General features: G+C 52.4%; 23 protein-coding genes and 1 other RNA gene. 16 read left to right on the top strand and 8 right to left on the bottom strand.

Annotation, left to right across the window (positions count from 1 at the left end; all coding sequences use genetic code 11):
* Complete coding sequence (gene ppk1, locus BGP77_RS04580) at positions 1-2,085, bottom strand: polyphosphate kinase 1 (RefSeq protein WP_108163546.1); 2,085 nt, start codon at positions 2,083-2,085, stop codon at positions 1-3.
* A 193-nt stretch (positions 2,086-2,278) separates the two neighbouring features.
* Positions 2,279-2,836 (bottom strand): hypoxanthine-guanine phosphoribosyltransferase, encoded by a 558-nt coding sequence (locus BGP77_RS04575; RefSeq protein WP_108163545.1) that lies wholly within the window; start codon positions 2,834-2,836, stop codon positions 2,279-2,281.
* A 155-nt stretch (positions 2,837-2,991) separates the two neighbouring features.
* Here BGP77_RS04575 and BGP77_RS04570 point away from each other — a divergent pair, with 155 nt between their 5' ends.
* Together BGP77_RS04570 and BGP77_RS04565 are read left to right on the top strand one after the other, a co-directional pair.
* Positions 2,992-3,507, top strand: coding sequence for a dihydrofolate reductase (locus BGP77_RS04570; RefSeq protein WP_108163544.1), 516 nt, complete (start codon positions 2,992-2,994; stop codon positions 3,505-3,507).
* A gap of 58 nt (positions 3,508-3,565) precedes the next feature.
* On the top strand, positions 3,566-3,934 hold the full coding sequence (locus tag BGP77_RS04565) for a VOC family protein (protein ID WP_108163543.1): 369 nt from the start codon (positions 3,566-3,568) through the stop codon (positions 3,932-3,934).
* Positions 3,935-3,989: 55 nt separating this feature from the next.
* Here the strand turns inward: BGP77_RS04565 and BGP77_RS04560 are convergent, their stop codons facing one another.
* Positions 3,990-4,649, bottom strand: a complete 660-nt coding sequence (locus BGP77_RS04560; RefSeq protein WP_108163542.1) for a peroxiredoxin — start codon at positions 4,647-4,649, stop codon at positions 3,990-3,992.
* 148 nt (positions 4,650-4,797) lie between these two features.
* Positions 4,798-5,142, bottom strand: a complete 345-nt coding sequence (locus tag BGP77_RS04555; RefSeq protein WP_146171191.1) for a hypothetical protein — start codon at positions 5,140-5,142, stop codon at positions 4,798-4,800.
* A 463-nt stretch (positions 5,143-5,605) separates the two neighbouring features.
* Between BGP77_RS04555 and BGP77_RS18200 the strand changes: the two genes are divergently transcribed.
* The 10 genes from BGP77_RS18200 (at position 5,606) to BGP77_RS04505 (ending at position 16,517) form a co-directional block, all read left to right on the top strand.
* A complete protein-coding gene (locus tag BGP77_RS18200; protein ID WP_108163540.1) occupies positions 5,606-6,775 on the top strand; it encodes a methyl-accepting chemotaxis protein in 1,170 nt (389 codons plus the stop codon).
* 9 nt (positions 6,776-6,784) lie between these two features.
* Positions 6,785-7,072, top strand: coding sequence for an STAS domain-containing protein (locus BGP77_RS04545; RefSeq protein ID WP_108163539.1), 288 nt, complete (start codon positions 6,785-6,787; stop codon positions 7,070-7,072).
* Positions 7,073-7,085: 13 nt separating this feature from the next.
* Positions 7,086-8,786, top strand: coding sequence for a fused response regulator/phosphatase (locus BGP77_RS04540; RefSeq protein ID WP_108163538.1), 1,701 nt, complete (start codon positions 7,086-7,088; stop codon positions 8,784-8,786).
* Positions 8,761-9,126: a response regulator gene (locus BGP77_RS04535; protein ID WP_108163537.1), complete on the top strand. Its 366-nt coding sequence runs from the start codon at positions 8,761-8,763 to the stop codon at positions 9,124-9,126. Before BGP77_RS04540 ends, BGP77_RS04535 begins: the two co-directional genes overlap by 26 nt.
* 14 nt (positions 9,127-9,140) lie before the next feature.
* On the top strand, positions 9,141-11,048 hold the full coding sequence (locus tag BGP77_RS04530) for a chemotaxis protein CheA (protein WP_108163536.1): 1,908 nt from the start codon (positions 9,141-9,143) through the stop codon (positions 11,046-11,048).
* Positions 11,045-11,548, top strand: coding sequence for a chemotaxis protein CheW (locus BGP77_RS04525; protein ID WP_108163535.1), 504 nt, complete (start codon positions 11,045-11,047; stop codon positions 11,546-11,548). The genes BGP77_RS04530 and BGP77_RS04525 overlap by 4 nt, the downstream gene beginning before the upstream one ends.
* Before the next feature lie 62 nt (positions 11,549-11,610).
* Positions 11,611-13,947 (top strand): methyl-accepting chemotaxis protein, encoded by a 2,337-nt coding sequence (locus BGP77_RS18315; protein WP_304572196.1) that lies wholly within the window; start codon positions 11,611-11,613, stop codon positions 13,945-13,947.
* Between the two features lie 6 nt (positions 13,948-13,953).
* The gene (locus BGP77_RS04515; RefSeq protein WP_108163534.1) at positions 13,954-14,781 is read left to right on the top strand and encodes a CheR family methyltransferase; all 828 of its coding nucleotides are present in this window, start codon (positions 13,954-13,956) and stop codon (positions 14,779-14,781) included.
* Positions 14,782-14,789: 8 nt separating this feature from the next.
* The gene (gene cheD / locus BGP77_RS04510; RefSeq protein WP_108163533.1) at positions 14,790-15,440 is read left to right on the top strand and encodes a chemoreceptor glutamine deamidase CheD; all 651 of its coding nucleotides are present in this window, start codon (positions 14,790-14,792) and stop codon (positions 15,438-15,440) included.
* 33 nt (positions 15,441-15,473) lie between these two features.
* Complete coding sequence (locus tag BGP77_RS04505) at positions 15,474-16,517, top strand: chemotaxis response regulator protein-glutamate methylesterase (protein WP_108163532.1); 1,044 nt, start codon at positions 15,474-15,476, stop codon at positions 16,515-16,517.
* 19 nt (positions 16,518-16,536) lie between these two features.
* On the opposite strand, the gene BGP77_RS04500 is transcribed toward BGP77_RS04505, so the two are convergent.
* From BGP77_RS04500 to BGP77_RS04490, 3 genes are all read right to left on the bottom strand, one after another.
* On the bottom strand, positions 16,537-17,673 hold the full coding sequence (locus BGP77_RS04500; RefSeq protein ID WP_108163531.1) for an HDOD domain-containing protein: 1,137 nt from the start codon (positions 17,671-17,673) through the stop codon (positions 16,537-16,539).
* Positions 17,674-17,812: 139 nt separating this feature from the next.
* Positions 17,813-19,147: a Xaa-Pro aminopeptidase gene (pepP, locus tag BGP77_RS04495; protein WP_108163530.1), complete on the bottom strand. Its 1,335-nt coding sequence runs from the start codon at positions 19,145-19,147 to the stop codon at positions 17,813-17,815.
* A 20-nt stretch (positions 19,148-19,167) separates the two neighbouring features.
* On the bottom strand, positions 19,168-19,755 hold the full coding sequence (locus BGP77_RS04490) for a UPF0149 family protein (RefSeq protein ID WP_108163529.1): 588 nt from the start codon (positions 19,753-19,755) through the stop codon (positions 19,168-19,170).
* A gap of 160 nt (positions 19,756-19,915) precedes the next feature.
* Here BGP77_RS04490 and BGP77_RS04485 point away from each other — a divergent pair, with 160 nt between their 5' ends.
* From BGP77_RS04485 to BGP77_RS04470, 4 genes are all read left to right on the top strand, one after another.
* Positions 19,916-20,125 (top strand): TIGR02449 family protein, encoded by a 210-nt coding sequence (locus BGP77_RS04485; RefSeq protein WP_108163528.1) that lies wholly within the window; start codon positions 19,916-19,918, stop codon positions 20,123-20,125.
* On the top strand, positions 20,122-20,451 hold the full coding sequence (locus tag BGP77_RS04480) for a cell division protein ZapA (protein WP_108163527.1): 330 nt from the start codon (positions 20,122-20,124) through the stop codon (positions 20,449-20,451). Before BGP77_RS04485 ends, BGP77_RS04480 begins: the two co-directional genes overlap by 4 nt.
* A gap of 82 nt (positions 20,452-20,533) precedes the next feature.
* Positions 20,534-20,712, top strand: a non-coding RNA gene (gene ssrS, locus BGP77_RS04475) — 6S RNA.
* A 41-nt stretch (positions 20,713-20,753) separates the two neighbouring features.
* Positions 20,754-21,341, top strand: coding sequence for a 5-formyltetrahydrofolate cyclo-ligase (locus BGP77_RS04470; protein WP_108163526.1), 588 nt, complete (start codon positions 20,754-20,756; stop codon positions 21,339-21,341).
* A 42-nt stretch (positions 21,342-21,383) separates the two neighbouring features.
* Here BGP77_RS04470 and BGP77_RS18035 read toward each other — a convergent pair whose 3' ends face one another.
* Positions 21,384-21,542, bottom strand: a complete 159-nt coding sequence (locus BGP77_RS18035) for a hypothetical protein (RefSeq protein WP_158269271.1) — start codon at positions 21,540-21,542, stop codon at positions 21,384-21,386.
* Positions 21,543-21,682 lie beyond the last annotated feature (140 nt).

Raw genomic sequence — 21,682 nt, 5'->3', positions numbered from 1 at the left:
TCAGTTAGAACCAGCACCTTGGATGGCGTCATCCAATAAGCTTTGCTGCGCCAAGATCGGTTCATCCGAACCCGGACGGCAAAGCTGATAATGACCATCGCTGTCGAGCTCCCAGGCCTGAGAATTATCGGCCAGATAGCTTTCCAGATCTTTGATGACTTTATCGCGCAGCTTTTTCGTTAACAGCGGAAAGCCGATCTCTACCCGGTGAAACATATTGCGGCTCATCCAGTCCGCACTGGCGAGAATCACCTCCGGATCACCATCGTTGTGGAAGCAGTAAGCACGGGTGTGCTCAAGGAAACGACCCACGATGGAACGCACGCGAATGTTGTCTGAAACCCCGGGTAAACCGGGGCGAATCTGACACACACCGCGAACGATCAAATCAATCTGAACACCCGCCTGACTGGCTTCATACAGTTTGCGGGCCAGTTGCTCTTCGTAGAGCGAATTCATCTTCAAAATGATGCGCGCGGCTTTGCCCGCCTGAGCGTTTTCTATTTCACGTTCTATGCGGCGCATCATGGTTTTGTGCAGCGTAAAAGGCGACTGAAATAAGGTGTCGAGTTTGCTCACCTTGCCTAAGCTGGTCAGTTGCAAAAACACGCGATAGACGTCATCGCCAATCTGTTTGTTGCAGGTTAATAAGCCGTAGTCTGTATACACCTGAGCGGTTTTCGGATGGTAGTTGCCTGTCCCCAGATGCACGTAATGTCGCAGCTTATCGCCTTCGCGACGTGCCACCATCAGCATCTTAGCGTGGGTTTTATAACCAACGATGCCGTAGACCACATGGATGCCATATTCTTGTAATCGCTCGGCTAACACCACGTTGGCTTCTTCATCAAAACGCGCCAGTAATTCGATGATGACGGTGACTTCTTTTCCGGCTTTTGCAGCAGCGACCAATTCATCCACGATGATCGAATTCGCACCGGTGCGATACAGCGTTTGTTTGATGGTCAGAACGTTCGGGTCTTTCGCCGCCTGTCGAATAAAATCGACCACTGGCATAAAGGAATCGAATGGATGATGCAGCAAAATATCGCTTTTTTTAATGGCATCAAAAATGTTGGCTTTGCGACGTAACACACGTGGAACGCGCGCATCAAATGGCGGGTAAAGCAATTCTGGTCGGGCTACCAAATCAATCAGGCTGGCTAGCCGATTGAGATTCACCGGTCCATCGGCTCGGTATAAATCCGTTTCAGTAATTTCGAATTGTTTGAACAAAAATACCAGCAGTTCATCGGGGCAATTCGCGGCCACTTCCAGGCGGACTTCATCACCGTATTGGCGATACACCAGTTCGCCTTCGATGGCGCGACGCAGGTCGCCGCTTTCTTCTTCGTCAACAAACAAATCGGAGTTACGGGTGACGCGGAATTGATAGCAGCCTTTGACCGTCATACCAAAGAAAATTTCGTCCATAAAGTAGTGAATGATGGACGACAGAAAGACAAAGTCTTGCGAACCTGAACCGGTTTCATCGGCTGGCAGTTGAATCATATCCGGCAGCGCACGCGGGCATTGCACAATCGCCTGACCGGAGTTCCGGCCGAAGGCGTCTTTGCCGTCGAGCTTAACGATAAAATTCAGACTTTTATTAAGAATGCGCGGAAAGGGATGTGCCGGATCGAGCCCGATCGGACTCAACAGCGGCAGGACTTCGTGTTCAAAAAATTGCTGCAACCAGGCGGTTTGCGCATCGCTCCAGTCTTCGCGTTTGATCACGCGAATGTGATGCTCGGCCAGCAGCGGCAGGAGTTGCTGGTTGAGGATCTGATATTGCCGGTCGACCAAATGGTGAGCACGTTCTGCAATATCATCCAATTGTTGGCGTGGCGTCAGCCCTTCCGGGCCGGTGAGCGTTGAACCGGCTTCGAAACGCTCTTTCAGACCGCCGACGCGGATTTCGAAAAACTCATCCAGATTGGTGCTGGAAATGCACAGAAAGCGCAGCCGTTCGAGCGCCGGAATCTGATCATTTTCAGCCTGAGACAGCACCCGATCGTGGAATTCGAGCAGTGACAGCTCGCGATTGATGAAGTGGGCCGGAGTAACGCTAAGGGGTTCGCTCATGCCAGAACTCGGTAAGGTCGTTTACCCGAGTGTATGACAACTGGATGGCAAGTCGATGACAACCGCATCTTGAATGCGGCTGGGAGATGCTGGACGGGAGACGGGAGACGGGAGACGGGAGACGGGAGACGGGAGACGCCGGTCAGTGGAAAACCTAACCCAGCGTTCTGCGTCTCCCGTTCAGTGTTTTCCGTTAAAGCCCTTTAACGGCGTAAATACCCGGCGCGTTACGCCAGTAGCCTTTGTAGTCCATGCCGTAGCCAAACACATAGCGGTCTTCGCATTGCAGGCCGACATAGTCGGGTACGATGTCCGGGCGGGCTTTGCGGTTGTGTTGTTTGTCGACCAAGACGGCGATTTTGATCTCAGCGACGCCGGCTTCACGGCAGTGGTCAACAATAGCGCCGAGGGTGGCGCCTTCGTCGTAGATGTCATCAACCACCAGTATGGTGCGGCCTTCCAACGACTGCTGGGGCAGCATGCGCCATTCCAGATCGGCACCGGAGGTCTTATCGCGGTAGCGGGTCGCGTGCAGGTAGCTGATTTCCAGCGGGAAGCCCAGCTTGGTGACCAGCTTGCCGGTCAGCACTAGGCCGCCATTCATAACACTGAATACGATGGGGTTGGTCTGCTCCAGGTCGCGGGAGATGTCGGTGGCCATGGTATCGATGGCGTGTTCGACCTGGGTTTCAGTGAACAGACAGTCGGCCTGTTCGCGCACTTCACGAATCTCGGCGGGAATGGCGGTCATAGCGGCCTCGGTATGCTGGATAAGTGGTCAGGAAAAAAGGGTTGCGAACTTTAGCGGCTCTGATGCAAGCGCGCAAGCGTGTGACCGACTGCGCCAGCGTCGTCGTCACTGGCCGGGCTCTGGTAGTATACCGCGCTCAGTGAAGGAGAGAACGCATGCGCATCGCAATGATCTGGGCCATGTCTGAGAACCGTGTCATTGGCCGCGACAACAAACTGCCCTGGTACCTGCCCAACGATCTGAAATACTTCAAACAGGTCACCTCCGGCAAGCCCGTCATCATGGGTCGCAAGACTTATGACAGCATCGGCCGGCCGCTGCCCAACCGCACCAACATTGTGATTAGCCGTGATACCGGCTTCCGCGCCGAAGGTTGCCAGGTTGTGCATTCGCTCGATGAGGCTTTGGAACTGGCGGGCGCGCAACTGGCGGTTAACGGCGGTGATGAAGTGATTGTGATGGGCGGCGCACAGATTTACGCCGAGGCGCTGCCGCGAGCTGATCGGCTCTACGTTACGCAGGTGCACGCGACGGTCGAGGGCGATGCGTTTTTCCCAACGATTGATTTCAATGCCTGGCAGGAACAGGGACGCGAGGACTTTTCCGCCGAAGGACCCAACCCCTATGACTATTCCTTTGTTGTCTATGACCGACCGGCCTTGAACGGATGAAAAGCGTCTAAACTGAGGGCTCCCAAAACTGACCGGCCCTGCCGGCAAGGAGCTGATCATGGCTCTGGACGCCCATCCCATCGCGTGGTTTGAGATTCCTGTGACGGATATGGCACGCGCCTGCCGCTTTTATGAGCGTATTTTTGACACCAGACTCCAACCGCTGGATTTGGGTGACAACTTTAAAATGGCGCTGTTCCCTGCCTCGGATCACCGTGCCGGGGCTCTGATGCAAGCCCCCAGTTACACGCCGTCCTATCAAGGTGCCATGGTGTATTTTGGAGTTGATGACATCCGCGCGACGCTTGACTGCGTTGAGCAGCAAGGTGGCCTGGTCATTAACGCTCAAATGAGTATTGGTGAGCGCGGTTTTGTCGGCCATTTCGAAGACAGTGAAGGCAATCGTATCGGATTGCACAGCCGCTAACGCAACAACCCGGCGCAAGGCCGGGTTGAGTCATTCGGACGCTAAAGCGATCCGGTTATTTCGGCTGTTCCACCAACCGCAGATAGGGCTTCAGAGTGCGATAACCCTGAGGATACTTTTTCTGCGCTTCCTCATCGGAGACCGCCGGTGGAATGATGACATCCTCGCCATGCTTCCAATTCACCGGGGTAGCCACTTGATGGTTGGCCGTTAACTGAATGGAATCCAGCGCACGCAGGATCTCATCGAAATTCCGACCGGTGGTCATTGGGTAGGTCATGGTCAATTTGACCTTCTTATCCGGACCGATCACAAAAACCGAACGAACCGTCGCGTTGTTCGCGGGCGTGCGTCCTTCCGAATCGCCCGCTTCGTCAGCCGGTAACATGTCGTACAACTTGGCAACATTCAGGTCGGTATCGCCAATCATCGGGTACTTGGGATAGTGGCCCTGAGTTTCCTCAATATCGTTTGCCCACTTTTCATGATTGTCGACCGCATCGACACTCAGCCCGATGATCTTGGTGTTGCGCTTTTCAAACTCGGGCTGTAACCCAGCCATGTACCCCAGCTCAGTGGTGCACACAGGCGTAAAGTCTTTCGGATGAGAAAACAGAACCGCCCAGCTGTCACCGATCCACTCATGGAAGTCGATCACGCCCTGGGTTGTCTGGGCAGTAAAGTTTGGAGCAGTATCGTTAATGCGCAATGACATAATTGTGGCCTCCTAATCCAGGGATGATACCGAACAAAATAACGATGATCGGTACCCTCAAAAGTCGAGATGCCCAGGCAGATTTCAAGGCCGTTAAGGTAAGGATCCTAAATCAATCTGTTCTAACCATATAGCCACTCAGCCGTTGTTACCGCAACAGCGTATTCAGTTTCAGTAAGTCATTCAGACTGGGGCTTGGGTTGTTGTTCGTTGCCCTACCCTGATGCGTCAATTGTGCTCCGGAACACAAGGCGTTCATGCCAGTATCTAAGCAATGTTGCTTCAAACGTGACGGTGGCATCTGGCTGGCAAGAGCAAGCAGCTGCTGTGCCATCAACATAAACTGCCCCAACTGATTGGGCGTTTTAAATGTTGGCACTAACGACTGTTTGGCATCAATGGTCGACGCTACCAAAGCGACGGATTCGGGTTCGGAAATATCAAAAACAAACAACGAATCAATGTACTGATCAACAATGGATTCACTGGCCACAATCAACATCCCTTTTGTTTTTAATGTCAAAACTGAACACGCGCAGAACTTACATTTTAGTTCAAAAAAAAAGGCGTGCCGACTTTATTGTGGTCGGTGAAAAAATTTCCGTTACACCCTCTTAACATCGCCGCGAATAAGCCAATTTATAACGGCGTAAGGTGTCGTTTTTGTCCGCTTATGCAGCATTTTGTAACTGCGCTTCTTGGTCCGGCACTGAGTTAAGTGTCCATGACTGGAACGGCGTAAGCCAAGCTTTATAGGGGCTGAAGCCAGGATTTCTGTAGGCATTCCATTTAATTAGAGTATTTGAATATAAAGTTTTTGTTCATTTTTAGCGCCCAACGTGTTTTTAACCTTGAGATACAACAGGCGCATTCTTGTCCGCCTTGTCCTTGCATAAGCGCTATGTCGGTCTACGTTCAAATACAGATAGGTACCAGCCGACTTAGGAAAAACTTCAATGCGATTGAGTGTTGGCCCACTGAAAAAGGGCAAAGGATTGTTTGCCCTTGGTGTTTTGGTGTTAGTCATAGCCGCGACAGCTTTAGGGCACTATTTACCAACGTATTCCATTCCAACAATAACCGCTGCGGCATTGTTGATATGGACCAATGCGTCAAAAAAGTGGTTCATTGCATCGGTACCGAGAGACACCAGTTCTCAGAAAGATTCGGCGCAGTCAGTCAACGTTGATGAACCCGACTATTTTGACGCAGCTATGAACTGGTTGAACGATCAGCTCAGTGAACACAAATCGGTCATGGATGGTTTAAATGAGCGTCAAAATAAATCAGTCGATAACCTGGTTGAGGCGTTTAATGAGATCCATCAATTACTGGATCAGCAGAATACGCTAATCAACAGCATCCTTGAATTTCACGATGATGAGAACACCGATTCACTGCATACCAGTATGCAGGACTTTGCTCTGCGCACCTCAAAAACCATGGACAACTTTGTCACCACCACCGTGAATAACAGCACGGAAATGATGGAACTGGTGGAGCTGGTGGCGAGCATCGAAGAAAAAATGCCGTCCGTAGTTAAAGCGCTGGAAGACATTGATGGCATATCCGATCAGACCAACCTCTTGGCGCTAAACGCCGCTATTGAAGCAGCCCGTGCTGGCGAACACGGCCGAGGCTTTGCTGTGGTCGCCGACGAAGTACGTGCGCTGTCGACGCGTTCAGCAGAATTCAGTGGCTTGATACGAAACGAAGTGGTGTCGGTGCGTAAAGACATTCGCACGCTGCATGAGCGCATCGGTATTACCGCTTCAAGTGATATGAATTTCATCCTCAACTCAAAATCCGACGTTGAAAATGCAGTGGCCAAATTGGTTAAGAAGGCCGATGCCGACGAAAAGGCAACCGTCGATATTCAGACGGTCGCCAGCAAACTGTCCGACGCCTCCAATGAAGCCGTTCGAGGCCTTCAGTTTGGTGACATCAGTTACCAGACGATTGAGCATCAGATGAAACTGATGCAAGCCATCCAACACCAAGTGGTTCACATCAAGCGTCCTATGAGTGAACACGATTACCAAAAATTGATCAGTTGCCTTGACAACATTCAGTTGTCACCCGTGGAACATCAGCCTGAAGGCTCAGGTGATGTTGAACTATTTTAGGGAGCAGTGATGAGTACCGAAAACGCAGTGATCAACATCCCGGAACAATTTAACTTTGGTTATCACAGTCGTTTCACCTCCGACTATCAACCCTTGTTAAAAGATCCGTCCATTACCGTTATTACATTGGATTTTTCTCGTGCGGTTTACTTAGACAGTTCCGCCATCGGAATGATCAACATGTTGTATCGAAAGGCAAGTGCAGAAAATAAAAAACTGGTCATTCGTGGCGCTAAAGGCACGGCCAAAGATTTAATCGTGCTGTCAAATCTTCAAAAGCTGATTCCACTTGAGTAGGTAGTTTTATTCGATGATTCAGCAAACCGAAAGATTACTGATTGTTGACGATCAGCCTTCTGCCAATGAAACCATTAAGGCGGCCATTGAGCGTCTGGGGTTGCCTATCCATCAGGCCTATAGCCACGCTGAAGCCATCAACTGCATCAGTGAAGGGTACTACGATTTCATCATTCTGGATCAGGTCCTCGGTGATGGAGATGGTCTCGATGTATTACGCACTCTGAGGCGGCAGAGACACGAAAACAAACCCTTTGTGCTGATCATCAGCGCTAAAGACAGCGAGGAATTTATCGAAAGTTGTTTTCAGATTGGGGCCGATGATTATTTAAGCAAACCCATCCGACCAACCTTGCTGCGGTTGAAAGTAAAAACCTTTTTAGAGAAGCGTCGGTTACGCCGAACCTTCCAGCGCAACAATCAGTCGCTGCAACGATTATTGGTGCAGATGGAAGATGAGACACGCATGGCGCGCTTTATTTATGACCATTTACGGGCCCGCTATCACGAAGAAGTGGACGGTCTGTATTGGCACATTCAACCCCACTCACATTTTTCGGGGGACATGGTGCTGAGTTGCAGCGGGGCTAACGGTCACCTGTACGGAATGGTGGCCGACGCTACGGGTCACGGTTTGGCTGCGGCGCTGACCATGCTCCCGGTATTGGGTGTGTTTTATACCATGGTTAAAAAAGGGTTTCCCTTAGTGATGATTATTCGGGAGATCGATCGCAAGGTCTTCGAAGAGTCACCCGATGACCGGTTTGTGGCTGCGGTCCTGTTTGAATACGACCCCGACTTGAACGAGCTAGAGGTTTGGAATGGCGGAATGCCACCGGCTTATTGGGTTGAAAACGGTGTGCAACAGGAATTTATATCCACGGCGTTACCCCTGGGCCTGAGTGGTGAAGAACATTTCGATGGTCAGACCAGTGTATTAAAAACAAATCAGTCCGGTTTCTTTATGGCCATCAGTGACGGTTTGGTGGAACAGCGCGATGTAAACGACAACTTTTTACCCGTACAGCTGATACGCGAACGCTTGGCGCAGTCACACGCAGCGAACGCCATTGATGGTTGCTTGGACGTGTTCAAAAACCACCTGGATCAACCGACACCAGACGATGATGTCAGTCTAATGGTGTTCAGTCCTCATCAATTTCAGCGACCGGAAACACCGATACTGATCGACACCCGATTATTGGAAGGTAACGCCTTGTGGCGATATCGATTATGTGGCCTAGCATTAGTGGTGGAAGCATTCCTGGCAGCAGCCGACGAAGTACTCAAGCGTTGGGTCATTTCACTGACCACTCAACAAAGAGCATTCACGGTATTAAGCGAGTTAATTACCAACGCAATTGACCACGGCTGCTTAGGATTGGATTCCAATTTAAAAACGGATCCTGAAGGGTTTGCGCATTATTTCGAAAAACGCGAACAACGGATGGCTCACTTAAGTGATGCCGACTGGGTTGAAGTTCGTATGAATTTAACCAGTGGCAGTTTGATTATCGAAGTTGAAGACAGCGGTTCTGGCTACTTACGAGACAGTTCTACTTTATTGAATTTGGATGCTGTCGCCGGTCGGGGTTTAGCACTGTGTCGACAGCTTGCAACAGAGTTGGTCGTAACACCGCCGGGTAATATGACCATGGTTTCTCTATCACTGACAGGAAGCAAAACGGATGAGCAAGCACTTTCTTATAGTTGATGATTCCTCGTCCATTCGACAGATGGTCGAGCACACGCTTAAAACGGCGGGTTATCAGGTGACGGCTGCGGTGGATGGCCAAGACGCACTGGATAAGTGTCAAACAGCCAACTACGACTGTGTATTGACGGATCAGAATATGCCCCGAATGGACGGTCTGACATTAATCAAATCGTTGCGTTCGCAGGCTAACTACAAATCGACGCCGATTTTGGTACTGACCACCGAAGCCAGTGATGACATGAAGGCACAAGGACGCAGTGCTGGCGCTACCGGCTGGATGGTTAAACCATTTGATCCGCAGCGACTGTTGGAAGTCGCTGCGAAAGTACTTCGTTAACAGGACGTAAGGCTATGAGTCTGGACCTGAGTCAATTTCATCAAGTGTTCTTCGAAGAAAGCCAGGAGCATCTGGATACTCTCGAAAACGGGTTGATGAGTTTGGATATTGATGCACCGGATATGGAGTTGCTGAACAGCATCTTCCGTGCTGCGCATTCTATTAAAGGCAGCAGTGGTGTGTTTGGTTTCTCAGCGCTCGGACAGATTACACACGTACTGGAAAACCAGCTGGATGATTGGCGCAAGGAAGTCTGTCGTCCGGTGACAGAACACATTGATGAAATGCTGGTTGTGGTGGACGACTTGCGTGCCTTGTTGGCCAGTTACCAGGCAGAAGAAAGCATCGATGAAGATTGGGTGAACCAACGCATCCAGGATATGGAAACCGTCTTCAAGGGCGATGCGCCAGCCTCGAAGGCAGCCGCGCAGACCGAGGACGCGGGCTTTGGTTTCTTTGAAGACGAAGAAGCCAGCAATGAAGACGATCAAGGGTTTGGCTTCTTCGAGGAATCCGAAGAAAGCGCCTACAGCAAAGACGATCATCAAGACGATGGCTATGGCTTCTTTAATGAAGAAGCAGCCTCTGCCAAAACGGAGCCGGCTGAAGACCCTGGTTTTGGTTTCTTTGATGAGCCAGAGCCAACAACGACCCAGGCGGCCAAAACAACCGCGACGGTAACACCCGCGTCAGCGCCTAAAACAAAGGCGGTGCCACCGGCCGCAAATGCCACGGCATCTAACCAGTCTATCCGGGTGAACGTTGATAAGGTCGACAGTTTGATCAACCTGGTTGGAGAGCTGGTTATCACCCAGTCGATGCTGGCCATGATGGGTAAAGACATCAGTGCCATTCGCCAAGAAAAGCTCGAAGCGGTTGTTGAAGAGCTGCAACGCAATACCCGGGAAATTCAAGAATCGGTAATGTCAATTCGTATGTTGCCCGTGTCGTTTGTGTTTAATCGGTTTCCGCGCGTGGTGCGTGATATTGCAACCAAGTTAGGCAAAAAAGTGGAGTTAGTGATTGAAGGCGGTGATACCGAAATCGATAAGAGTCTGGTCGAAAAATTATCCGACCCCCTGACCCATTTGGTTCGTAACAGCATTGATCACGGCATTGAGACACCGGAAAAACGCAAAGAACTGGGTAAGTCTGAAACCGGAACAGTCCGCCTGAGTGCGTCTCAGCAAGGCGGCAATATAGTGCTCAGCATTATGGATGATGGCGGCGGGCTAAGCCGTGATCGAATCCTGTCGAAAGCCCGTGAACGAGGCATGCCGGTTGATGACAACATGCCGGATCATCTCGTTTGGCAATTGATTTTTGAAGCCGGTTTTTCAACCGCCGAACAAGTAACGGATGTCTCGGGCCGCGGTGTCGGCATGGACGTGGTTAAGAAAAATTTAACCAGCTTAGGTGGCCGGATTGACATCGAATCGGTTACTGGTTTTGGAACCACTTTGAAATTGTTGTTGCCACTGACGTTGGCCATTCTGGACGGCATGGCGGTGGCAGTCGGTGAAGAAACCTACATTGTTCCACTGGCCAGTATTGTTGAATCGATTCAACCCTCAAAACACGAAATTAAAACGCTCAGTGGTGATGAACTGCTGGACGTGCGTGGTCACTACTGGCCGATCGTTCGACTGCATAAAACCATGCAGGTTGATACCGATTGCCAGAGGCTCGACGAAGGCATTGTGGTGCTGGTTGAGTCTGGTAAGCAGCGCTTCGGCATTCTGGCGGATCGACTGATTGGACAGCAGCAGGTGGTCATTAAGAGCCTGGAACAGCATTTCAAACGCATTAAAGGAGTATCCGGAGCCACCATCATGGGCGATGGTCACATCGCTTTGATTTTGGATCTGGCATCCATGGCCAAGGGCATGAAAGAAATACCCGCGATGGAGGCGGCGTCATGACAGCACAAACCGACAGCGAAGTTCGTTACGAATACCTGACCTTTGCGCTGGGTGACGAGGTCTATGGCATGGACATCATGCAGGTAAAGGAGATTCGCGGCTACGAAGCAGTGACTCGTATTGCCAACGCACCTGCGTTTATTAAGGGAGTGATCAATCTGCGAGGCGAAGTTGTACCCATCGTCGATCTGCGCATCAAATTCCTCAACATCAAACCGGAGTATGACGAGTTCACCATTGTCATCGTTGTTCAGGTGCATGACCGCCTGGTCGGTATGGTAGTTGATGGGGTTTCTGATGTGATTGGTTTGACGCGGGATGAAATAAAACCGTCGCCGGATTTTGGCGTGGCCTTTGACAGTCGATTTCTGTCCGGACTGGCCACTCAGGAAGATCAGATGATCATTCTGGTTAACATAGAAGCCTTAATCAGTAGCAATGAATTGGGCCTGATCGATGAAGAAGCCGTGGCTATTAAAGAGGCAGGTGGAAGCCAATAACCCTTAGAAAGCAAGGGTTCGCCACGACGCTTTATGAACGCTGAACGTTGGAGATCCAAACCATGAACAAACTGATACCGTCTTTCAGTACGCGACAGTTACTGACCACAGTGATCCCGTTGGTGTTGTTGGTCGTGATCGGTTTTGCGTTGGTCAATTCTGTATCCGGGTTCAGCTCCCGGATGGAAGCAGCGGCGTTTCGCAACGACTTGATTTCAAGTGGTGCGACACTGGATATTCTGGCGGAAAAACGCCTTAACCACATCTACCAATCACAAGTCTATCGTCGCGATCAGGTACCATTCAGTGTGTCGGCATTGCGCAACGATATGGCAGAGCTCGAACGTGAAATTAACGATCGAATGGAGCACCTGGTTACCGATGCGGTCGAGCTCGAAATCATCATTCCGTCTAATTTATCGGGACTGCTGGACACCTTTATCGACCAGACGGATGGAGCGGTTGGGCTGCTATTAACAGCGTCAGAATTGGACGAGTTGCAGTTAACCTTTAACCAGATCGATCTGTTGCTTTCCGGTTTTGTTGAACAGCAAGAAGCGGTTATAACCGGTACCAACCTGATTCGGCAAGTGACCATCCAGCTGATTACTGCCGGCATTATTATGTTGTTGGCGTTGTTGTTTTCAATTTGGGGATTCCGGAACTTACGCGGCAGTTTAGGTACGGAGCCCGATCAATTAAAGTCCATCATGCAGGCCATTCAAGGCGGCCAGCAGGAGATTGGTTTTCCGGAAAAAATAAAAACCGGGAGCGTCTTGGAATCGGTTGTGGCAATGCACAGTACATTGCGCACGAGCCTGGCCAATGCAGTATCGGATTCGCGCATTCGTAAAGCGATGGATGTGACCAGCACCAACGTGATGATTGCTGATGCCAATCGCGACATTGTCTATATGAACGAGGCGGTGTCAGAAATGATGCATCGGGTGGAAGGCGATCTGCGTGAAGAGTTACCGCAGTTTTCTGCCGATAAAATCGTCGGCGGCAATATCGATCGATTCCACAAAAATCCGCAACATCAGATCAGTATGCTCGACCGTTTAACCGATACATACATTACTGAAATTGAAGTTGGTAAACTGACTTTTGAATTACAGGCGACCCCTATTTTTGATCCGGATACGAATCAGCGTCTGGGTACGATCGTTGAATGGAAGGATCGTACTGAGGAACTTTGGACCGAGGGTGAGGTCACTCGCATCGTAGAAGGTGCAGCCAATGGCGACTTCACTCTGACGATGGACGTTGACGGCCGCACAGGCTTCTTCAAAACCTTGGGAACCGCCATTAATGAACTGGTTGCTGTTGCCAATAACGCCTTAACCACGGTGAACGGTGCCTTGGAGAAGATGGCTGAAGGCAATCTCACCACGCGCATTAATACTGAGTTCGGCGGTAGCTTTGGTGATCTGCGTAATTACTGTAACAAGACCGCCGAAAACCTCGATACCATGCTGATTCAAATCAGCGAAGCGGTGGCGACGATTCAAACTGCCTCCGCCGAAATTGCGCAAGGCAACAGCGATCTCAGTAACCGCACAGAGCAACAGGCGTCGAACCTGGAAGAAACCGCTTCCAGTATGGAGCAGCTGAGTTCAACGGTACGGTCGAATTCCGACAACGCTCAGCAAGCGAATCGCTTGGCGGAACAAGCATCAGAGGTGGCCAACCAGGGAGGCGACCTGATCGGTCAGGTGGTGACCATGATGGAAGCCATTAACGCCTCGGCGCAAAAAATCTCCGAGATCATCGGTGTGATTGATGGCATTGCCTTCCAGACCAACATATTAGCCTTGAATGCGGCGGTTGAGGCAGCGCGTGCCGGTGAGCAAGGTCGCGGATTTGCAGTGGTGGCTTCCGAAGTGCGTTCTCTGGCGCAGCGCTCCGCCAATGCGGCGAAAGACATTAAGTCGCTGATTTCCGACTCGGTCGAAAAAATCGAGAACGGTAATACCCTGGTTAACCGTTCCGGAGAGACGATGGAAGAGATTGTGAAATCCATCAAACGTGTTAATGACATCATGGGTGAGATCGCAGCCGCATCGTCTGAACAAAGCAGTGGTATTTCTGAAGTCAGTACGGCCGTGAGTCAGATGGATGAAATGACCCAGCAAAACGCGGCTCTGGTTGAAGAAACAGCCGCCGCCTCGGAAAATTTGCAGACACAGGCGGACACGCTGGTGCGTAATCTTTCGCAATTTGAGTTGAGCCGTAAGATGCAGGCTCGCATTGAAGCCAAACCGGAAAACCGGGAGTCGAAGTCGAATAACATCGCCCCGATTCGTGCAACGCCTGCGAAACAGACATCGGTCAGTAAGTCGACGGGATCAGTCATGCCTTTGCCGGAAAGTGAAGACGACGATTGGGAGTCTTTCTAAGCCATTATGACAGTCGACAAGGAATGGGAGTTTGACTACGACGAAGCAGATTTCGAGGCCATTCGAAAACGGATTTTCCAGGCCGCCGGAATCAAACTGGGCGATAGCAAGCGTCAGATGGTGTACAGCCGCATAGTACGCCGTCTGCGTTCGCTCAATCTCAATAGCTTCCAGCAGTATCTTGGATTTCTCGATCAACAACCTGATGAAATTGAACTGTTCATCAATGCGTTAACGACCAACCTGACGTCCTTCTTTCGCGAATCACATCATTTCAACTCGCTGTCCGATATGCTGACAGAACGTCATCGTCAGGGTCAGCCCTTGCGCATCTGGTGTGCCGCTGCCAGCACCGGTGAAGAGCCATACTCCATTGCCATGACGGCGTGCCAGACGTTTAAAAGTCTGACGCCACCCGTGCAGATTTTGGCGACTGACATCGACAGTCAGGTGTTGAAAACGGCAAAAATGGGGGTTTATGCCGAAAGCAGAGTGAAGGATGTGGATATTGATTTAAAGAAATCTTACCTGTTGAAGGGCAAGGGTGAGCGCGAGGGTTTGGTCAAAGTAAGGCCTGAACTCAACCGATTGATTCAATTTCAGCGGTTGAATTTGTTGGATTCAAAGTGGGATGTCGCACCAGATCTGGACGTTATTTTTTGTCGTAATGTGATGATTTATTTTGATAAACCCACTCAGATTAAACTGCTCGACCGTATGGTGCCGTTGCTGGCAAAGGACGGTTACTACGTGGCCGGGCATTCAGAAACCATTGACCGCGAATATCGTGCTCTGCGTTTGGTCGGGAAGACCATTTATCAACGACAAGCCTAGGAGGCGCAGTGAGTTACGGCGACGGCGAAACCTTTACCGGAGAATCCCGGCAGCATCACAATGTCGAGCTGGCACCCAATCGTTATTACGATCGTTATTTTCAACGCGAAGCGGTAAAAATATTGCCCGGCGAATACTATGTGGCTCAGCCGGGCAAGCTGATTGTTACAGTGCTGGGTTCATGCGTTGCCGCCTGCATTCGCGATACGCAGTTGGGCATTGCGGGCATGAATCACTTCTTGCTGCCAGCGGATGAAACGTCGGATTCGTTAACGTCGTATAAGTCGGCTCGATATGGCGCCTATGCCATGGAGTTGGTGATCAACGAGTTGATTAAGATGGGCGCGAGTCGTAATAACCTGGAAGCAAAGGTGTTTGGCGGTGGCAATGTATTGGCGGCCATTACCAGCCAAAGTGTCGGGCAAAAAAATTCCGACTTTGTGTTGAAGTATCTGGCCGATGAGAACATTCCAGTGAGAGCGCAAGATTTGCTGTCTCCCTTTCCGCGCAAGGTCTATTTTTTCACGGAATCCGGTCAGGTATTGGTTAAAAAGCTGAAACAAATGCACAACGACACCATCCTCAAACGTGAGGATCAGTACCTGCACCGCCTGAATGATGAACGACCCGAAGGCGATATCGAATTGTTTGATGTCTGATCACAGACGCAGTAATCGAATGAAGGAGATGGTGTGATTAAAGTGTTAGTCATTGACGACTCGGCGCTGATTCGCCAGGTTCTGACGGAGCTGATCAATCGTGCGCCGGACCTGACCGTCGTTGGCGCTGTCGGGGATGCTTACGCCGCTCGTGATTTTATCCGGCAATCGCCGCCGGATGTTTTAACGCTCGATATTGAAATGCCGCGCATGGACGGTCTGACCTTTCTGCAAAAACTGATGAAAGGCCACCCAATGCCTGTCGTGATGGTCTCGACGCTGACCGAAAGCGGGGCCGAAGCCACCTTACAGGCACTGGACTTAGGGGCGGTGGATTTTATCGCCAAACCCAAGCTCGATGTGCGTCGTGAACTGGGCGACTATCAGGCGGTCATTCACGATAAATTGCGCGCAGCGGCGGCCGTCACGCGTTTCCGTGCCACCCAGAAGCGGGTTATTAAACCGATAGAGGCACTGGGTGTCAGTACAGAACACATTCTGGCGATCGGTGCATCAACCGGTGGAACCGAGGCAATTAAAGCCGTGTTGACGGCGCTGCCCGCAGACGCACCCGGTACAGTGGTGACGCAACATATGCCATCCGGTTTTACCCGCACCTTTGCGGAACGGCTTAACCGCAACAGTGCATTGGAGGTGCGTGAGGCGCAAGGGCACGAACGTATTTTGCCTGGCCAGGTGTTTATTGCGCCGGGCAACCGGCATTTAACCGTGGTCCGTTCTGGATCGGATTTTCAGACGCGTCTGGTCGATTCAGAACAGGTGCAGGGGCATCGCCCCTCGGTGGATGTGTTGTTCCAGTCGGTGGCCGATGCCTGTGGCGCGAATGCCGTTGGGGTGATCTTAACCGGTATGGGCAAAGACGGCGCCGCGGGCTTGCTGTCAATGTACCGCGGCGGTTGCTACACGCTGGCTCAGGACGAGGCCAGCTGTGTGGTGTATGGCATGCCGCGTGTTGCATTAGAAGCCGGCGGCGTGACCGAAGTGCAGGCGCTGGACGACATTCCCGATCGACTGATTAAACACTGGCACAAAGTCGGTGCCGGTCATCGTATTTAACCACCATAACGGGCAGGCTTTACAGCAAGCCAAGCAATCCCAGTTTGCGCTGGTAATCGTCGCTGTCGGTGCGCCCTTTTACTTGATCAACCGCCACGGTCATCAGAATTAATTCGTGACGTTCTACGTTGGCGGGTAACTCGTGTGCTGCGGTGATGCGTTCACATAATTCCGGTGGCAATTTCCACAGTTGTTCCAGCGCTTTCAGGTAATCGCCACCCAGTTTTTCCAGCATCGTTTCGATTTCAGCATTGTCGATAGCGCCGCCCTGGTCGAGATAACTTTGCATCATTTGCAGCAATGCCAGTTCACCCAGCGGATAGAGCAAACCGGCGGTGTAACTTTGGCCAACATTCGCCTTCAGTTGTTTGGCTAAGGTGGCGGCTGCCGCAGCAATATTCTCTGCGTCCTGGCACAGCAATATGGCGTGTTGCGCCAGTGCTGGATGCGCTAATTGGTCTTGCTGATCCAGCGTTAATGCCAAGGCTTGTTGCATGGCCATAGTGACGCCGATGCTGCTGATGGCATCGACCAGATTGTCGATGTTTTTTCCGTAGCGGTTCGCCATGCCGCTGTTCGCCACATGAATAAGTCGCGCCGTGATGGCCGGGTTGGTGCGCCACAGTTTGGCCAGATCCTGTCCGCTGGGTGGTTCACTGGCGGAAAGTTGATTGACGATGTCGCGTGTTCCGCCCAGCGTGGGGGGTGGCATCAGTCGGCTTTTGAGGTCTTTCAGCCAATCGACCAAGGGGGGTAACGGGCCTGACTTGGTTTGTGGCACTTTCTCGCCCGCGGCGCGGAGGTAGGCTTTTAATCGATCACCCAGTCGTACCGGGTCGAAGGGTTTAATGATGAATTCGGTGACACCACTTTGACGACTGCTGACAACGGTCTGCCGATCGCCACGGCCGGTGATCATCAGGACGGGTGTTTCGGTATCGGTTTCGCGGATGAATTTAACCAATTCGAGGCCGGTGCTGTTATCAGCCAGCTCCCAGTCACACAGCACCAGTTGCGGATGATGCTGTTGCCACAGTGCCCGGCCTTTGCTGGTGGTCTCGGCCTCCAAAATCTCGACATCGTCGCTCAGGCTGTACAACACCGTTTTGAGCAGTTCTCGTATGACCACTTCGTCTTCGAGTATCAGAACCTGCATGTTGGTCTCCGGCCCAATAATCTTCTGAATCCCAATAAGACAGCTTAGTCAAAAGCGGACAATTTGCGCTGGGAGGGCGTGATTATTTTGCATCAGGCAAGGGACGTTGGCGGGTATCGGACGATACCCGCGAGGGGTGTCAGCTCAGACGCTGCTCGGAGCTGGCCATTAAGGCTTCTATCTCGGTTGGGTCTTTCGGTACATCGGCGCTGAGAATTTCGCAGCCGTTGCGGGTGACCACGACATCGTCTTCGATGCGAATACCAATGCCGCGCCATTTTTCATCGACGTCGGTGTTATTGGGCGAGATATAGAGTCCCGGTTCGATGGTTAATACCATGCCCGGTTCCAGAACCCGCCATTCTCCACCGACTTTGTAATCGCCCACGTCGTGTACATCCATGCCCAGCCAGTGACCTGTTTTGTGCATATAGAAGGGTTTGATGGCGTTGTGTTCGATCAACGTATCGACATCGCCTTTGAGCAGTCCCAGCTCGACCAGACCTTCGGTTAACACACGCACCGTGGCCTCGTGGGGTTCAATCCAGGTGGCGCCGGGTTTAACCGCTTCAATGGAAGCCAGCTGAGCACGCAATACCAGGTCGTACAGGGTGCGTTGCTCTTCGCTGAAACGGCCGTTGGCCGGGAAGGTTCGGGTGATGTCGGAGGCGTAGTATTCCAGTTCGCCACCGGCGTCGATCAATACCAGATCGCCATCTTTGATGGGGGCGGCGTTCTCGATGTAGTGCAGCACGCAGGCGTGGTCGCCGGCGCCAACAATGGCCGGATAGGCAGGCCAGGGGCTGCCGCCGAGCATGCATTCGTGTTCGATTTCGGCTTGCAGTTGGTATTCCATCACGCCCGGCTGGCACGCTTGCATGGCGCGCTTGTGCGCTCGGGCACTGAGCTGCGCGGCTTCGCGCATGATGGCGATTTCCTGCTCGGATTTCACCAGACGCTGGTCATGCAACAGATGGGCGATGTCGGAAAAATCTTCCGGTGGCCGTGCACCCAGGCGGACCCGGGCACGAATCTGGTTAACCCAGGCCATCAATTGATGATCAAAACCGGCATCGACGCCCATGTGTGAGTAAACGCGGCTACGGCCTTCCATCAGACCGGGCAGGATGTCGTCGATGTCATCGATGGGAAAGGCGTCATCGGCATCGTAGTCGGCGACCGCGCCTTCCGGACCGGCGCGATAGCCATCCCAGATCTCGCGCTCGGGGTCTTTATCGCGGACGAACAGAATGTATTGCGCCGCTTCACGACCGGGCACCAATACCGCCACGGCGTCGGGCTCGGCGAAGCCGGTCAGGTACATGAAGTCGCTGTTCTGGCGAAACGGATGATGCACGTCGTTGTTGCGAATGGTTTCGCTGGCGCCAGGAATGATGGCGATGCTGCCCGGTGCCAACTGTTCCATAAGCTGCTGGCGGCGTTCGGCAAATTCGGTTCGGCTGATGCGTGTCATAAAAGAGTCTCCAAAGCCGCTTAATGGACGGTCGGTTCGGCTTTGCCGTCTGCCGCCGGGCGGTTGTATTCCAGGAACAGATTCAGCACGCCCATACGTACGTGCTCGCTGATGGCGGTGAAATCCTCTTCCGCCTGAGCGTCGCTGTCCTGGTCGGTTTCGACCTGGGCGATGGCCGACAGGTCTTCCAGTATTTCTTCGATCTCCTCCGGCATCTCTTTATCTTCGGCAACCACGCCGACGGTACCGAAGGCGCCGAGAAAAGAACCGCACCAGTCGCTGAGGGCTTCCAGGCGCTCGCTCAGTGGGCTGTCATCGGCGGGCAGTAGCGGCCGAAAACTCATGTTGCTGTCTTCCAGTGCCGTTAAGGTGGTGCTGTAGAGCGCCTTAAGAATGGCCTGATGATCGGCGGTGACGGTTTCACTCGGGCCGATCATATCGCTCGCCCAGCTGACCCAGTCGGCGCTCTCCATGCGATGGCCGGCCGCGAATACGCCCGTCAGTGAGCCGTGCAGCGTGGTCGGGCTCTGGCCGGAGCCGAGCAATTCAAAAAATTTGGCCAGATCCTGATGGCGCATCTGGGGGACATCTTGGTTCGATTCGGACATGCAGTCTCCGCGGGCGATCTTCGTTGCGACACCCTAGGTGGGGTTTGATCGGCAAAATGCTACCATTGTTGGCACTGTGACCGCAGTCGTTGACCGCTCTTTGAGCCAGTCTATATAGTTCTGCGGTCTTCCAACCCTTTCTTCGCAGGCCAGCGGTGTTATGTCCGAACCCACTCTGAAGCAGCTTGAGCACAAGGTTGAAACGCTGATCGAGCTCTATCAGCAACTGGAGCAGGAAAACCGCCTGCTCAAAGCCGAACGTGCTGCCTGGCAGGGCGAACGCGCTAAGCTGGTGAAGCAGAATGAACTGGCTCGTGATCGCGTCGAGGCGATGATCGAACGGCTGAAGACGATGGAGCAATCTGGATGAGCCAACAGAATACCCTGACCGTCACCATCTTAGAACGCGAATACCGAGTCGCCTGCCCCGAGGGGCAAGAAGCCAAGCTGGAACAGGCGGCGTCGTCGCTGGACCGGAAGATGAAAGAAATTCGCACCACCGGCAAGGTGTTCGGTATTGAGCGCATCGCGGTAATGGCGGCATTGAACCTCACTCGGGAATTGCTCGATCGCGAACCGGGCGATAATCGCGAAGAACAAATCATTACCGAAAATCTGCTGCGGCGCCTGGATGAGGTACTGCCCGCCGAGGCACTGCCACTGTCGCTGGACTTAGACAGCCCGGGCGACGACTGAGCGCGCAAGTAAAGTCGCTATACAGCTGTCGAAAAGCGCCCTGTCAAGACTGTCATTGTCGGGATTTTCATTATAATTGAGGGTGTCCCTGGGCTATGCGCCAGTCGTGCACAGTCCTCGAGCCGATACTTTGAATACAGGTGTTCCTGAGTTGTCGATGTGAGCATGTCCGCTGGTCGGAAAGCCTAATTCGATACGTGGAACGCCGCCTTGGACTTCACGGTTCAAGGTCTCCCACGGCAGCGGTAGTCTGGGGCATTTCCTTCCTTCCATCGATTGTTGAGGCTGACGTCGGGGGCTCAATGACATCCACCACGGCGCAACTTAAGCAACAACTACGGCGCCAGTTACGGTCTCGCCGACGCGCACTGACCGCTCACCAACAACGTTTTGCTGCTCAGCGTCTCACTCAACAAGTGGTGCGTTCGCCCGGCTACAGCCGCATGCGATCGGTCGCACTGTATTGGGCAACGGATGGTGAGATCGATGTGTATCCTCTGATGCGACGTTTGCTGCGCGACGGTAAAGGGGTTTATTTGCCGGTGTTGCAGCCGCGCAAAATTGCGCTCTGGTTTCGCCCCTGGCACCCGGGCAGCACGATGAAAGCCAATCGCTTTGGTATCCCTGAACCGACATCCGGCCGGCGTATATTGCCCTGGGCCATGGATTGGGTGTTATTGCCCTTAGTCGGCTTTGATGACCAAGGCGGTCGTCTGGGAATGGGCGGTGGTTTCTATGATCGGACGTTTGCTGCGCGTGTGCGCTGGCCGCGGCAGCCGCGGTTGATCGGCGTGGCACACCAGTGCCAGCAGGTCGAGCGGATACCGCTGGAAAGTTGGGACATACCACTGGCCGCTGTTGTTACCGATCAGCAGCAGTGGCGGCTGTGATCGATCCCTGACTGTTTCGTCCGTGCGTCTGGTACCAGAACGTCAGTAGGATGTGTTGCTGTTGATCATGACACCGGAAGCCTTGGCGTTATAGCCGGACTTACGGGTATCGTCTTCGCCTTGACTGAGGCTGGACAGCGTTACACCCAGGCCGAGCATAAAGGCCAGAGCAATCAAAATATCGGGCTTTTTACGTTTCATAAGCGTACTTCCCTGCCGGAATTTTGGCGGTATTGCAATTCCCGGATCACTGTTTTAATGAAAAGCCATTTAATTGACGTTAAATGCTGCTAAATGCAGTTATTTTCACGTCGGCCGATCAATTTCGCACAGATCATCGA

It is taken from the genome of Saccharospirillum sp. MSK14-1 (assembly GCF_003054965.1).
Classification (GTDB): Bacteria; Pseudomonadota; Gammaproteobacteria; order Pseudomonadales; family Natronospirillaceae; genus Saccharospirillum.
The sequence above is the reverse complement of the archived record's forward strand: the minus strand, read 5'-3'. Positions and strand labels throughout refer to the sequence as shown.

Bases quoted from the DNA above. Each gene is read 5' to 3' on its own strand.
- ppk1 (WP_108163546.1), bottom strand. From the start codon at position 2,085: ATGAGCGAACCCCTTAGCGTTACTCCGGCCCACTTCATCAATCGCGAG.
- BGP77_RS04575 (WP_108163545.1), bottom strand. From the start codon at position 2,836: ATGACCGCCATTCCCGCCGAGATTCGTGAAGTGCGCGAACAGGCCGAC.
- BGP77_RS04570 (WP_108163544.1), top strand. From the start codon at position 2,992: ATGCGCATCGCAATGATCTGGGCCATGTCTGAGAACCGTGTCATTGGC.
- BGP77_RS04565 (WP_108163543.1), top strand. From the start codon at position 3,566: ATGGCTCTGGACGCCCATCCCATCGCGTGGTTTGAGATTCCTGTGACG.
- BGP77_RS04560 (WP_108163542.1), bottom strand. From the start codon at position 4,649: ATGTCATTGCGCATTAACGATACTGCTCCAAACTTTACTGCCCAGACA.
- BGP77_RS18200 (WP_108163540.1), top strand. From the start codon at position 5,606: ATGCGATTGAGTGTTGGCCCACTGAAAAAGGGCAAAGGATTGTTTGCC.
- BGP77_RS04545 (WP_108163539.1), top strand. From the start codon at position 6,785: ATGAGTACCGAAAACGCAGTGATCAACATCCCGGAACAATTTAACTTT.
- BGP77_RS04540 (WP_108163538.1), top strand. From the start codon at position 7,086: ATGATTCAGCAAACCGAAAGATTACTGATTGTTGACGATCAGCCTTCT.
- BGP77_RS04535 (WP_108163537.1), top strand. From the start codon at position 8,761: ATGAGCAAGCACTTTCTTATAGTTGATGATTCCTCGTCCATTCGACAG.
- BGP77_RS04530 (WP_108163536.1), top strand. From the start codon at position 9,141: ATGAGTCTGGACCTGAGTCAATTTCATCAAGTGTTCTTCGAAGAAAGC.
- BGP77_RS04525 (WP_108163535.1), top strand. From the start codon at position 11,045: ATGACAGCACAAACCGACAGCGAAGTTCGTTACGAATACCTGACCTTT.
- BGP77_RS18315 (WP_304572196.1), top strand. From the start codon at position 11,611: ATGAACAAACTGATACCGTCTTTCAGTACGCGACAGTTACTGACCACA.
- BGP77_RS04515 (WP_108163534.1), top strand. From the start codon at position 13,954: ATGACAGTCGACAAGGAATGGGAGTTTGACTACGACGAAGCAGATTTC.
- BGP77_RS04500 (WP_108163531.1), bottom strand. From the start codon at position 17,673: ATGCAGGTTCTGATACTCGAAGACGAAGTGGTCATACGAGAACTGCTC.
- pepP (WP_108163530.1), bottom strand. From the start codon at position 19,147: ATGACACGCATCAGCCGAACCGAATTTGCCGAACGCCGCCAGCAGCTT.
- BGP77_RS04490 (WP_108163529.1), bottom strand. From the start codon at position 19,755: ATGTCCGAATCGAACCAAGATGTCCCCCAGATGCGCCATCAGGATCTG.
- BGP77_RS04485 (WP_108163528.1), top strand. From the start codon at position 19,916: ATGTCCGAACCCACTCTGAAGCAGCTTGAGCACAAGGTTGAAACGCTG.
- BGP77_RS04480 (WP_108163527.1), top strand. From the start codon at position 20,122: ATGAGCCAACAGAATACCCTGACCGTCACCATCTTAGAACGCGAATAC.
- BGP77_RS04470 (WP_108163526.1), top strand. From the start codon at position 20,754: ATGACATCCACCACGGCGCAACTTAAGCAACAACTACGGCGCCAGTTA.
- BGP77_RS18035 (WP_158269271.1), bottom strand. From the start codon at position 21,542: ATGAAACGTAAAAAGCCCGATATTTTGATTGCTCTGGCCTTTATGCTC.